Raw genomic sequence first — 13,152 nt, forward strand, 5'->3', positions numbered from 1 at the left:
TGAATGACATTTCATTGCCTTTTTCGTGTCTATGCAACGTCTTTCTCAGTTCGACATATCGTTCAATCACATTGATTTTCAAAATGAGAATAAGCAAACACTTAAAATTTAAGTGCATAAAATCAACAAGTTAAAATTGGCATGTTAGTTGTAATGTTCTTACTTATACAACGTTCAGTAAGGATGCCAAGATGAAAATTCACCTAATAACCGCCCTACTTCTTCTTTTCACCACTTCCTCTATTGCAGGGCCGTTTGGGACTTGCCCGAGTAAAGCGTATTTATTTCAGTCCAGCCCTGTTCAGGTCTATGGCGTTAATCTCGTGACAGGTACAACAAAGCTTCTACAGGGTGACACTGGGATGGATGTGAACATCAACGGTGTGGGTTTTGATTTCGATGATAATTACATCTATGGCTACGATACGAGCAATAAACGAATCGTTCGTCTTGGTGAAGATTTTCAGGCCGAGGTAGTCAATACGTCGAACCTGCCAACCGATCATACTTTTTATGTCGGCGACGTGTACAACCATGTGTATTACCTTTACCGCACAGGAAAGGGGCTATTCAAGATTGATCTATCTCCGCTAGATAGTGATCCAAATGCTGTTCTTCCTGTCGTTAAAATTACGGGCACTGCAAACGTAAGTTTAACTGACTTCGCATTTCACCCTGGTACCGACAATTTATACGGTGTAGATAACAACTCTGGAATTCTCTATGAATTCGATCCAACAGATGGTTCGACTACAGTGATTGGTGACACAGGTGAGACCGGAACATTCGGTGCTGGATACTTTGATGTTAATGGCTACTACTACCTGGCTCGAAACCAAGACGGAAAGATTTATCGTATCGATCTTTCGACTCAAGAGATCATCGACAGTGGTGATGTGCCTGCCATTTTGTTTGCTCAAGGCCCTTCTTCTGGTCAAAACGATGGTGCGCGTTGTGCCATTGCGCCGGTTATCGATGAAGACTCTAATATCGACTTTGGTGATGCCCCTGACACTTACTCGACACTCCTTTCTAGCAATGGCCCACGTCATGAAATTGATGGGTTAACCTGGTTAGGTAGCGCCGAAACTGACGGAGAGCAAGATGGGCTTATTTCTCCTCTTAGCGACGACACAACGTCATCTAACGATGAAGATGGTGTCGGTTTCGTAACAGCCGTGGAAGCTGGGCTCGATGCCATTGTCGTTGTTAATGCATCGACAAGCGGATATTTAACAGGGTGGATCGATTGGAACCAAGACGGTGATTTTGCAGACGCCGGTGAAAAGATCTTTGATGATGAACTGTTAGACGCGGGTTCTAATACCTTGTTTTTTAGTGCTGATATCGCTGCTGTTGCAGGTACCACGTGGAGTCGATTCCGCTTTAGCCAACAAACAGGTCTCGATTACTTTGGCGGCGCCACATCCGGTGAAGTAGAGGATCATCAATTAACAGTCATAAGTGAAGGTATTACGGTTCGCCACTTCCCGAATGAATCTGGTTTTGCAACTGTCGCATACGAGGATAACTGGCCATATACCGCAGACTACGACATGAACGATGTCGTTATCCATTACCGAGTAACCGAAATCTTGAAATACGGAGAAGTTGTTAAATCAACCATTACTGGTCGACTCGGTGCGTACGGTGCTGATTATAGAAATGGGTTTGCGTTGAGATTAAAAGGTCTACAACGAACCGATGTCGATACTTTACTTACTCGCCAAATACATAATGACGTGTTGCAAGAAGACAGCGGTTTAGAAGCCGATAGTAACGAAGCGATATTCATCATTTCAAATGATCTTTCTACGAAAGTTGGTGGCGAATGTTCATTCTTTAGAACAGAGCAAAGCTGTAAAGAGGATGAGTCATTTACGTTTGAACTGAGAATATCATTGGTAGATGGTGCAGATGTTAGCTCTCTAATGCCTCTGCCGTATGACCCATTCATTTTTGCAGCGCCTGGTTATTACCACGGTGAAGCCCTGCCCCTACATCCTGGACGTAGTTGGGAAGTTCACTTGGCCGATTACGAGCCAACAGAGAAATTCGATGGCGATAGTATGCGTGGACTAGGAGAAGATGCTTCTGATCCAAATACTGGTACTTATTACAAAACGTCTCAAAACCATCCTTGGGCGCTAATGATGACATCAGAATGGCGCTGGCCTAGAGAACGTGTCGATATCGTCAATGCATACCCTGAGTTCGCAACGTACGCAGAGAGTGCTGGTGAGAATGCCACTAACTGGCACACAAACGGAAACTCGATTAGCAGCAAAGTGTATAGAGACTAAACACCTAAGCTGCCATCCCCATATATGCAGGGATTGTAGAGAAACTTATCAATATTTTGGAGTCAAATTATGAATAACTTAAACTCAGTTCTAATTAGCGCTTTGGTTCTCTCTCTCGTTGGGTGTGGTGGTGGAGGCGGTGGTGAGGGTAGTTCAACAGCGACGCCTGCAGCAGCCTCACCAGCTTCTTCTGAAACCGCCGCGAGTGAATCTTTCGTAGAAACCGTTGTTCAGCGTTCAATGAGTGAGTTGTCGATACCAGACGGGTTCAGCTTCAACCCGATTAAAGATCATTCATTCGATGTCGATATCAGCAACTTCTCGACTCAACGGGCGTACGTATCCGTATATGGTGAATACTCGGAAGACAGTGACGGAACCATCCAAGCAAACTACTCGTCTCGTATCGCCTCTTCCGCACTCTCTTCAGGTGTCGCAGAGCTTAATTTCTGTATTGCGGATTCGCAGCAGATGCTACTTGCAGAAATATGGTTTTATGACGGAACCGATCCGCTACAGGTGGTGATTCCAGCAAGCCAAACCGATTGGACGCTCTAAGTCTGAGTGAATAAGCACAGCACTAAACGTAGTGTTATTAATGCGAAATCAGTTCTGGGCAAGATAATGACTCTTAGTGACCGAATTAACTACGCTCGCTAAGAGTCATTGCAACACCTAAATCTGCACGTTATTTGAATGTGACTTTTCCACCGATTATCTTGTTCGCGGGCAAGCCACGTATCATGGTTTCTCTCGCGAATGTGGCCTGGCATTCTGGGCACTCTCCGAGTTTCGAAGTGTAGTCAACGACAATGCGTTCCTGAAAGCATTTTACCAGTGCCCCTTTGCCCCCTTTCCTGTATTTATACAAAGGCTGCTTGCACTTAGCGCAATAAACATCAACAGTTCGGGTTGGTTGCTTTTTATTTGGTTTGGCCATCGTTAGAGACCAGCTCTATGTTTGGTTTAACCCACGCACGACTGAAATCAAACCATCCTAGTGCGTTACATTTCGCGTTTTGTAATGAGCCACATTGATCCTGACTGACACCCAGCCAGCAGTGAAACAATGGAATAAGTTGTTGATTCTCAACAAGGGACTTTCCTATTCCCCGAGCAGGGAAAGCAATGGCGTTGTTCGCCCGCCAGTCATTGATCAGCGCTTGCCAAGTATCAAAGTGTGTGTCGGTACTCATCTTTTTAATGTCACTGTAATCAAGTAGCCAGCCCGCTAAAGCGTCATCTCGATTGTTGGTGATCCCCATAGGTTTAAGCCACAGGTCGATCTCTTCTGTGTTTGGGACGGTAATATCGTATTTGATGGTTTCTATTTTTAAACCATCGTCTTTGAGGATCTTTTCAATGGTTTTAGCCAATGTCGGAAACATCGGATGATGGGCGTGGTAAGCGATCTTAACCGTTTTTATTTCCGGTGGCGTTGCACTGTCATTAAGGCGACCCTGGTGAAACCAACCGGGTTTTAGGCCATGGGCTGGAAGTACACCAAGTTCAATTAGCTTGTTATCTGGAAGCTTACGAAACAAATTCATGGCGTGCAGTTTGCTGGTGAAATACGTCGCCCAATCTTCTGACGCGGCTAATCCATTACGTCTGTTTAACAATAAATAGGTACAACCTGGGTCTAGCTTAACTTCTTCGTTGCTGCCGCTCACTTCAGGTTTAATCGGTTTAGATAGACTTGGGAATATCATTGAAGAATGTGCTTCGTCAATCACCCAGACTTCTACTCGATCAATCAATGGTCGAAAACCAAAATATCCATCAAATGCTTGCAATATGAGACGCTTATCGTTGTTGATTGCAACCTGGTAAGGGCCCGTACCGATGGGCATCAGATCGAACTCATCAGATCTAAGTTCGTCTGGTAGTAATATCTTTGCTCTCGCCTCAGATAGAAGTAAAGGTAAGCGTTGGTCATCTTTTGTGAGATGAATATCGATGATCCAATCACTTGGAGAAGTCACATCTTGAATGTGTGAAAAAAGAGACACTGCTTTCAAAGAAAGAATGTTATCTATGATGTGCTGCGTGGATAGCACGGTGCCATTGTGGAAGCGAACCCGTGGACGAATGTAAAAGCGCCACTGTCTATTCGATAGCGCTTCCCAGCTGTGCGCGAGATCTGGCTGAAGTGTATCCGATTCATCAAGTCGAGTGAGGCCACTAAAGATTTGCTGTGCGATATGAAGCTCAGAACGACGCATGTTTTTATGCGTGTTAAGCATCGACAGTGCGCGATAGTAAGGAAGCCTTACAACTTGTTGCCCTTCTTGATGTTGTACACCAAGGTAACCATCAATCACTCTGGCCAATTTTGCACTGTCGTTATTTAGAACAGACAGCGCCTGCGATATTCGCCCTTCATCGAGGTATTGCCGAGCTAACGTCTCATTGACGTCGGTTCTGCTTCGTTTGAAGTTGAGTTGTGACAGCTTTCCTCGACCAGGCGCAGGATGCCACTCAATCCAACCTTCCTCTTCCATTTTATTCAGCACGATACGGGCATTACGCCGCGTGCAGAAAAGGATTTCGGTGATTTTTTCTAACTGAACGCCACAACTCTGGCCGTTGAAATGGTTGAAAAGGGTCTCAAATTGAACGCGAAGTCTCGGGCTACTCATAAAGGGGAAATCTCAATTTTTATAAAGACATTATTAGTTTCCCCTTTATAAATCTAATACGCAAGTTATTCAGTAATGGCACAGCCTAGTTGTTGACTTAATGACTCAAGTTGTTGTTGATTATCAAGTTTTACTGACCACTTACAACCACCTTCATTGGCAACAACGACATTAGCACCTTGTCCAATTAAAGTGACACTGTCGCGTTGGGCTTGCATGGAAGCGTGTGGAATGTCGTTGAATCTGACGATAATCTCATGGGCCGTTGCAATGATTTTTCCTGAACTCATTTCTATCATCACAATTAAGCACCCGCTTTAGCTTTTATTTTTTTTACCGCAATGGTGAGCCTGCTAGAGCATACTAAGCGTTGTTGTTCGTCGACGATATTGATTTGCCATACCTGGGTAGAGACGCCTATATGAATCGGTGTAGCCACACCTGTTACAACCCCTGACCTCATCGCTCGAATATGGTTGGCATTAATGTCTAAACCCACGCAGAAATGTTCATCGTCGACACACATGTTGGCGGCAACGGATCCGAGTGTTTCAGCTAAGACAACAGAAGCGCCACCATGCAACATACCTAATGGTTGATGTGTAATGGCACTCACGGGCATTGTGGCTGAAATACTATTATCACTAAATTCAGTGTATTCAATCTGTAAGTGCTCGATCAGCGTGTTTTTCGAAGTGGCGTTAAGTTGCTCTATATTTAAAGGCTTTTTCCAGATAGTCATTTAGCACTCATATGGTTTAAGTTATAGTTATTAGTCATGTCATCACAGCAAGACTAATTTGCCTTTCAATACGGAGATTGTAAATGCAAACAATGTTTAAATTATCGGTACTGTGCTCTGTTATCGCTTTATCAGCCTGCAGCGCTTCGCCTACTGGTCGTAATCAGTTGATTTTGTTCTCTGATCAAGAAATGAGTTCATTAGGGAGTCAATCTTTCGAACAAATGAAGAAAGAACAATCGATTAGTACGGACGAAAAAACCAACGCCTATGTCCAATGTGTGGCTGACGCAGTCTTAGCGCATGTGCCAAAACAAAGCAGTTTTGAAGAATGGGAAGTCGTTGTATTTGACAGCGATCAAGTGAACGCGTTTGCTCTCCCTGGTGGAAAAATTGGTGTTTACACTGGCCTTTTGAAAGTCGCCGTCAATCAAGATCAACTCGCCACTGTCATCGGCCATGAAATTGCCCACGTACTCGCTGATCATAGTAATGAGCGTTTATCGCAAGCTCAACTCGCCAATGCTGGCCTACAGGTAACAAACATTGCATTGGGTTCATCGGAATACGCTGAATACAAGTCAATGACAATGGCAGCACTAGGTGTAGGCGTGCAGTATGGCGTTATTTTACCTTATGGACGAACTCAAGAGTCTGAGGCCGATATTGTTGGTTTAGATTTCATGGCACAAGCCGGGTTCAATCCGAATCAAAGTGTTGATTTGTGGAAAAACATGGCAAAGGCATCGGGTGGAGCGCAACCACCTGAACTTCTTTCGACCCACCCTTCTCACGATACTCGTATCAATGATCTAAAGGTGAAGATCTCTACTTTGCCGAATCAAAATAGCAGTGCCCCTAACTGTTCTTAACTCGAAACAATGACCCAAAAAAAGGCGAATACCCACTGTGTTCGCCTTTTTCAATCTATCTCGTCTATAACCTACTTTAAGCCACTTTTTTACATGTCGAATATCTGCCGCTGCACATCGAAATGTGAGTCATTAGGTGCCTAAAATTTGGAGCGGAAGTTGTAACAAGGCATCTCCCGTTGAAGCGAAATACCAAATAATACTGATAAGAGCGAAGACTAAACCTAGGTACCACAGTGTCGATACAATCTGACCATATCGGTCTAACGGCAATAAGTGGCTATGGTGTCTTTGCTTCCACTCTAAAACGATTTCAATCGTACCCATTATAAGTAAGAAGCCAAACAGTGTGAGCCCCAAAGAGTAGCTAAGAATGACACCACCAATAGCGCCAGCAGCACAAAGGACAATGCCGGTTACGCTGTTCATAGAGAAGCTAATGCTTTTTAGCACGTGCCCGCCATCAAGTGGCAAGATAGGCAGTAGATTAAATAGGTTAAGGAACGCATTGAATACTGCAAGCCCGCCAAAAAACATGTTGTCGGTAATAAAGTATGCAATCAGTAGAACGATTGAGAGCAGTAGCCCAAAGAATGGCCCCATAATTGAAATGACCACATCTTGCCAGCGAGTGTTGATCTTTTCATCGCTAAGGGCCAATCCGCCTAAAAATGGGACAAGATAGATGCCTTTTGTTTTCATGCCAAAGTATTTCATAGCACGAACATGCCCGTATTCGTGAAAAACAAGACATGCAATGAGTGCTATCGCAAACTGAAACGAAAACAACCATGAATACGCAGCCAAGCTCGCAGAAGCCAATACCACTTTAATGAGCTTTGCGCTCTTAAGGGCTTTCATACCGAGTGAGAAAAGGCCTATAAGGCTAAAACGTCGCTCTGCTTTAGGCGGCGTAAAAGGCACCTGTTGTTCGATGTCTTTTTGATTTCGGCTTCCATCTTCAATGGGTTGCTCGTTTATTGAAAGCTTGTAGTCGATGTTGAATGGCTGCCAAACGAGCTCTATTTGCAACTTACAGTTGAGTCGGACTTCGCCTTGTAGAAGAGTAAAGGAATGGCTTGAGTAGCTTCCATCAGAGCTGGAAGCGTCTAACTGAGACACTAAAGTATTGTCCCAATACAGTTGCTGCCAACCGGCCATAGAGCCTTCGAGTCGAAGTGGTTTTCCGAGACATTCAGTCGCTAAAAGTTCCAAACTATTCCCTAATAATTAATGTGTATAACAGCGAGATTATGATGTGCCAGGCTTTGTACGTAAAGGCTTTACTTAAAGTTACGTTGTCGCTTTGTGCGGGCAAAGTTCAGACTCCACAATGACCATGAAATGATGCAAAGAGACTCTGCTATTCGTTAAGGTGAAATCCCCTTTCATTTCTATGGATAAAGTGGATAATATGCGCGTTATTTAACTTTACCGAATGTGAGTCTATTATGTCTTCTGAAGCAACTATGCTAGAACGCTGCCAATCAAAATGTGAACTGTGTGGAAGTGAATCATCTTTAACAGCATACGCTGTACCACCTCATAGCCACGTAACAGTCGATCACGGCATGATGCTTTGTGACAAATGTTTAAGTGAAATTGATGACCCGCAAGATATTAACCACTGGCGCTGCCTAAACGACAGTATGTGGAGCCAAGAGCCACCTGTACAAGTAATGGCATGGCGTCAACTGACCCGCTTGTCTGCGGAGTCTTGGGCTCAAGACTTGCTAGAAATGATGTACCTTGAAGAAGAAACGTCAGTTTGGGCTCAAATTGGTATGTCTGCAGATGACAAACCTTTGGACGTTAACGGCGTAGAGCTTAAGAAGGGCGACGACGTTACAGTGATTAAAGATCTTCCTGTAAAAGGAACGAACCAAGTGATCAAACAAGGAACCGTTATCCGTGGTATTAGCGTTGGCGACGACCCTAAACTGGTTTCAGGCAAGACAAACGGTGGTCAATCAATGTACGTGATCGCAGAATATTGTCGTAAAAAGTAATGATCTAAAATACCAAGTTTATTCTATTAAATTTATAGAGTTAAGCTTGGTCATTCCCTAGAGTTGAAGTCTTGTTTTTGCCATTCTTCGACTCTTGGTTACGTCCATCTTGTCATCCCTCTAGCCTTTGTCCGCTTCTTTTTCGTTTCTTTTTCGCTTCGTTTTTCAATTGGTTCTTCAACTCATTCTTCATCTAGATTTTTACTTAGCCGTTTGTTAGCTGAGTAAGTCTCACAGATTCTTCTTTAAAGATTGATTCATTTGCTCTTCCTTACGATACTAACCACTGCACCCTCAATAGCGAATTCCGTTTAATGAAAACCGTTTTATTTTCACTTGTGCTGCTATTCTCTGCCATTGTTCATGGTGAGCATCTCGACCATTATAAAATCCTGAACCATCTCGATAACTATGGAAACCTTGATCTAAGGAACAAGCCCTATACATCCCTACCCGATGGATTGGTCGTCAAAGGTAATCTCAATATCTCGAAAACTGCGATAACAAAACTTCCTAAGGGCATAGAGATTGGTGGCAGTTTAGAAGCCACCAATTGCGATTTAGCGCGACTTCAAAAAGGCACTTCCATTAAGGGCTATGCAAACCTGTTAGGGTCAAAACTTACACGCTGGCCTGGTGGCGTTAAAGTGGGTGGCTACATTAATCTTACGGATACTCAAGTGGCGTCTTTACCGCCTAGATTTAGGGTCAAAGGCGACCTGAGTGTTATCAGAACACCTTTAGAAGAATTGCCTGAAGGGCTTGTCGTAGAAGGCAGTTTATTTATTGGCGGTTCGAAGATCACGACTTTTCCAGACACCATGACCGTCAATGGGAATATATACCTTGGTGGGAATACGGTAACCAAATGGCCGAGCAATTTAACGCTCGGTGGCGCAGTCGCGAGATAACGCTATTTACTCACGATGTGTCGACAAGCACGGCGACGTTATTCACTAGATAGCAAAAGAGATGCATTTTCGCATCTCTTTTTATATGTGCTTGTGGTAAGAAACTGATTAGCTTTGATTTCTTACTGGGTTTGCGTAGCTATCAAGCAGATATTTGTGCGCGTCAAGCGGTAACTGTTCCAGCTTTTCCTGCAGACGCTGGCGTGTGCTTGTATCAATGTCACGCTCAGTATCCGCTGCAAGTTCATTGATTGGAAACAGTTTATAGTTATCGTGAATTTGACGATCGACTTCAGCTGCGAAGTCTTCAGGCGCTTCATATTCACCAGTGATCACATCACCAAACGCGACATGGATTCGTCCCTTGTCCCCTACTATGCCTTGAATAATACTTTCTATGTCTTCAAATTCACCTTTCTCGTACGCACCATGTGTTGCTTTTTCGTATAACTCGCGCGCTTTCGCAATATCACATGGATCATTTTCGTAAGAGATCGACACAGGCACAATTTTTAGCGATGTCATATAGTCTGCAAACTTTACTTTCTGCTTACGACCTTCAACGTGGAACATTTTTAAAATGGCAGGATCTGTAAAATCATTGCCATCTTTTGCTCGCCCTTCTTTCTGCGCAATCCAGATTGAATGACCAGTATCTAAAGAGTGTTTAATGTAGCTAGAGAGCGTACCCAACGCCTTCATCATTTCACGAGGCCCTTTCGCCGAACGCTTAACAATGAAACTCTTATTCAAACGCATTAGCTCAGTCGCACAAGGCTTCTTAAGTAAGTTGTCACCGATCGCGATGCGCATGGTTTGATGCCCACTTTCATGCAAGCCGTAGTTCACCACCGCTGGATCCATCGCAATATCGCGGTGGTTAGACACGAATAGATATGACGTCTTTTTATCTAACTTATCCAAACCGCTAAAAGTGACACCATTCGTTGTCGTTTTCAGGGTATTCGTCAGGTATTTTTTCACTTCTTTTTGAATCGCTTCAATGCTGTTCAGTTTCTTCCACTTGAATTTTAGGTACGTCTTTACAAACGGACTCATCACTGCCATAAACCAAGGGGCGTGGTTTGAAAAACGGTGGTGAAGGATCGCACTGATGAACTCTTCATCATTGATTAGTCGCTCAATAGCGGCAGGGATCTCTTCATCGTTGTAAGGACGAATATCTATGTATGGATCGGTATTAGAAGTCATTAGTTACTACGTATTAAAAAAAACTCGCTTATTCTACGCATAGTTCCCCTTATTAGCAGCAATAGAGTTCTCATAACAACCAAGGTCTGACCAGATAAATGTGATTATCATTCAGTTCTATTGGCATTTGTTGGTAGAAGAGGTAATCTTGTCGCCCAAATCCTTGCCTAGCCTAGATTGAAACAAAGCTCATGAATTACGCGGTTCAACATCAAATTACTCATTACGACTTTTTAACTACGACACCTCGTAAAAAGGTAATCAAACACAGTTTAATTCGAGTTCTAGAAGGCTTAGCGCTTGTTCGCTTAGGTAAGAGTGAATATGCGATTCATAAAGGCGAATCCATCTGGATTCCACTCGATTGTTTGTGCAGCATTACCTTCTTCCCCGCGAGCACAATTCAAACCATCGATTTCTCATCAAGGTTGACGCTCAATTTCCCAGCGAGTTCTGGTCAGATTAAGCCTGGCGAACTGCTTGCCGCGCTGTTGAACCAATTGGCTATTAAGGAAGAAGACAGCGATGATCATACACATGCCATGCTTTCATTGTTGAAACTAGAGGCAACCAAGCTTTCACCGAAATTGAAACTCGATCGATTTAGCCAAGCGGTTTCATCGTGGCAGCCGCTTCAGACCAGCTCATTAGATGCTCAAGTACAGTTAGCGTTGCTTATTCGTGAAGCAAAAAAGCGTGCGCTCTCGGGCCAAAAGAAACCGCTGATTGCAGAGCAGCTATTTGCTGGTAATGAGAAAGAGTGTGATCAAGTGGCCACATTGATTTTAGGTCAGCAACTTTAAAACTCAGTAACGTCTTAAGTACAGCATCATACAAACAAATAAGCACTGAACGAATCGATCAGTGCTTATAGTCATTGAGTCACCTACACATTAAAACGCAGCGTTAACTCATCTTCTCGGTCTTATGTAGCTGTATATGGCTTGGTGTATTACTGTTTCACCAACATAAGGCTGCTTTTGGCTTCTACTTTAATGTCGACTAAGCCTGCACTAGCTTCAAAATCCAATCCGGTCAGGTAGTCACACCACACGCCATCGGCTTTCAGCTCTACGTTGGAGGCCCTAGATGACTTGTTCAATATCACGATCCCCGCTTCACCACGTTCAAAAATCAGCAAGTCTTCACTGGCTTCGACTATCGTCATTGGCAGACCATGCATCTCATTGTAAAAGCGGACTCTACTTTGGATGCGCTTATCATCCCAAGCACTCATCCAACGAGGTTCCCCTGAAGAATCTTTCACTCCGCTTGGATTTAAGTCGCTATAAATCAAAGGGGCGCCGCCATCTCTGCCAAGAATGTAACTATAGGCAAGCCACTCACTGTTCTCATCCATCACAAGGTTATTAAACACATCGTTGTTGGGAATATCGTGAGTAATGGCGAATGTGATCGCTCGACCTTTCGACAGCGCTTGTCCAAAGCAATAAGGGTTGACCAAAGACTTTAAACTGCCTTTAGGTGCTAAAGCGTCATAGATAGTTTGAAATAGTGGGAAATCGTAGGCCCCTAGACGCGTTTCTTTTAAATAGGGCTGCAAGAATAGCTCATACTCTTCCTTCGTTGCGCCGCCATCAGTAATGATTTCCCCAAAAATATGCACATCATGAGTAATATCTTTACTCCATACCTTTTGCAATTGCTTTAAGGTGATGTGTTTAGCCGCATCGATTCTAAACCCTTTCACGCCAAGCTTTTTCAACGACGTAAGATACGCACGCTGCTGTTCAATAACGTAGTCACTGTCTCTTAGCGTCGGTAGACCAGGATCTTGCGGGCCGCCGGTGATTCGTCCATTTTGAACCTCCCACTTATCTTTCCAGTCTTTTATCCCAAACGCTTCCACGAAGTCATCTTCTGTAAAAAGCGGTTTGGTGAGATCACCAAATAGTCTCTGTGATTGATAGAACTCTGAATTGGAATGATACTCGTCCAAATCTTCTTGACTTGGGTACTGGAGATCGTTACGAATCGAAGACTCATTCGCCATGTGGTTGAATACCACATCAACATAGACAGAGATGTTATAAGCCGCGAGGCTTTCGATCATCTCGATGAATCTTTCTGTATTGCCCAGCTGATTATCGATCACTCGATAGTCTTGGGGTTGATAGCGCTGCCACCATTGAGTCCCATTAGGGTGAGTCAATGACTTCATTGGTGGTGACACAAGTACAGACTTATAGCCGGCGCTCGCGATAGCATTTGCACGTTCAGTTACTAATGCATATGGCCAATCAAATGCGTGCAAGATAACGTTGGCATAGTTCACGTTTTCCATACGTATCTAATTCCTTAAATAGTGTTTTGTAACTTTCAATATCGGCATTATATAAATAAATAGAATCAAAATAGTCCCCCTTAGCAGCAATAAACTCGTATGAGTAGAAGGGCGTAGTTGTCTCACCCTCCCCTATTTCTATCCACCTGAAAGGAG

Annotated in this window: 13 protein-coding genes; 6 read left to right on the forward strand and 7 right to left on the reverse strand. The window is 43.7% G+C overall.

Annotation, left to right across the window (positions count from 1 at the left end; genetic code table 11):
• Window positions 1-191: 191 nt before the first annotated feature.
• Both BCU12_RS03245 and BCU12_RS03250 read left to right on the forward strand, forming a co-directional pair.
• A complete protein-coding gene (locus tag BCU12_RS03245) occupies window positions 192-2,303 on the forward strand; it encodes an LruC domain-containing protein (protein WP_102402955.1) in 2,112 nt (703 codons plus the stop codon).
• A 69-nt stretch (window positions 2,304-2,372) separates the two neighbouring features.
• Window positions 2,373-2,861 carry a hypothetical protein gene (locus BCU12_RS03250; protein ID WP_102402956.1) on the forward strand — a complete coding sequence of 163 codons (489 nt, stop codon included), beginning with the start codon at window positions 2,373-2,375 and terminating at the stop codon, window positions 2,859-2,861.
• A 130-nt stretch (window positions 2,862-2,991) separates the two neighbouring features.
• On the opposite strand, the gene BCU12_RS03255 is transcribed toward BCU12_RS03250, so the two are convergent.
• The 4 genes from BCU12_RS03255 to BCU12_RS03270 form a co-directional block, all read right to left on the reverse strand.
• Entirely contained in the window at window positions 2,992-3,243 is a 252-nt protein-coding gene (locus BCU12_RS03255; RefSeq protein WP_102402957.1) for a hypothetical protein, read from the reverse strand.
• Window positions 3,227-4,945: an SgrR family transcriptional regulator gene (locus BCU12_RS03260; protein WP_102402958.1), complete on the reverse strand. Its 1,719-nt coding sequence runs from the start codon at window positions 4,943-4,945 to the stop codon at window positions 3,227-3,229. The genes BCU12_RS03255 and BCU12_RS03260 overlap by 17 nt, the downstream gene beginning before the upstream one ends.
• Before the next feature lie 65 nt (window positions 4,946-5,010).
• Window positions 5,011-5,247 carry a DUF3389 family protein gene (locus BCU12_RS03265; protein ID WP_102402959.1) on the reverse strand — a complete coding sequence of 79 codons (237 nt, stop codon included), beginning with the start codon at window positions 5,245-5,247 and terminating at the stop codon, window positions 5,011-5,013.
• Window positions 5,248-5,249: 2 nt separating this feature from the next.
• Complete coding sequence (locus tag BCU12_RS03270; RefSeq protein ID WP_102402960.1) at window positions 5,250-5,687, reverse strand: hotdog fold thioesterase; 438 nt, start codon at window positions 5,685-5,687, stop codon at window positions 5,250-5,252.
• 83 nt (window positions 5,688-5,770) lie between these two features.
• Here BCU12_RS03270 and BCU12_RS03275 point away from each other — a divergent pair, with 83 nt between their 5' ends.
• Window positions 5,771-6,559 (forward strand): M48 family metallopeptidase, encoded by a 789-nt coding sequence (locus BCU12_RS03275; protein WP_102402961.1) that lies wholly within the window; start codon window positions 5,771-5,773, stop codon window positions 6,557-6,559.
• 132 nt (window positions 6,560-6,691) lie between these two features.
• Here BCU12_RS03275 and BCU12_RS03280 read toward each other — a convergent pair whose 3' ends face one another.
• Window positions 6,692-7,774, reverse strand: a complete 1,083-nt coding sequence (locus BCU12_RS03280; RefSeq protein WP_102402962.1) for a site-2 protease family protein — start codon at window positions 7,772-7,774, stop codon at window positions 6,692-6,694.
• Window positions 7,775-8,010: 236 nt separating this feature from the next.
• Here BCU12_RS03280 and BCU12_RS03285 point away from each other — a divergent pair, with 236 nt between their 5' ends.
• Window positions 8,011-8,568: a PhnA domain-containing protein gene (locus BCU12_RS03285; protein WP_102402963.1), complete on the forward strand. Its 558-nt coding sequence runs from the start codon at window positions 8,011-8,013 to the stop codon at window positions 8,566-8,568.
• A gap of 314 nt (window positions 8,569-8,882) precedes the next feature.
• Entirely contained in the window at window positions 8,883-9,479 is a 597-nt protein-coding gene (locus BCU12_RS03290) for a hypothetical protein (protein WP_102402964.1), read from the forward strand.
• A gap of 108 nt (window positions 9,480-9,587) precedes the next feature.
• On the opposite strand, the gene BCU12_RS03295 is transcribed toward BCU12_RS03290, so the two are convergent.
• Window positions 9,588-10,691, reverse strand: a complete 1,104-nt coding sequence (locus BCU12_RS03295) for a 1-acyl-sn-glycerol-3-phosphate acyltransferase (RefSeq protein WP_102402965.1) — start codon at window positions 10,689-10,691, stop codon at window positions 9,588-9,590.
• A gap of 191 nt (window positions 10,692-10,882) precedes the next feature.
• On the opposite strand from BCU12_RS03295, the gene BCU12_RS03300 reads away from it, so the two are divergent.
• Complete coding sequence (locus BCU12_RS03300) at window positions 10,883-11,494, forward strand: hypothetical protein (protein WP_102402966.1); 612 nt, start codon at window positions 10,883-10,885, stop codon at window positions 11,492-11,494.
• Between the two features lie 149 nt (window positions 11,495-11,643).
• Here the strand turns inward: BCU12_RS03300 and BCU12_RS03305 are convergent, their stop codons facing one another.
• Window positions 11,644-12,996: an alpha-amylase family glycosyl hydrolase gene (locus BCU12_RS03305; protein WP_102402967.1), complete on the reverse strand. Its 1,353-nt coding sequence runs from the start codon at window positions 12,994-12,996 to the stop codon at window positions 11,644-11,646.
• Window positions 12,997-13,152 lie beyond the last annotated feature (156 nt).

Origin of the sequence: Vibrio sp. 10N.261.55.A7 (genome assembly GCF_002877365.1) — a bacterium.
Classification (GTDB): domain Bacteria; phylum Pseudomonadota; class Gammaproteobacteria; order Enterobacterales; family Vibrionaceae; genus Vibrio.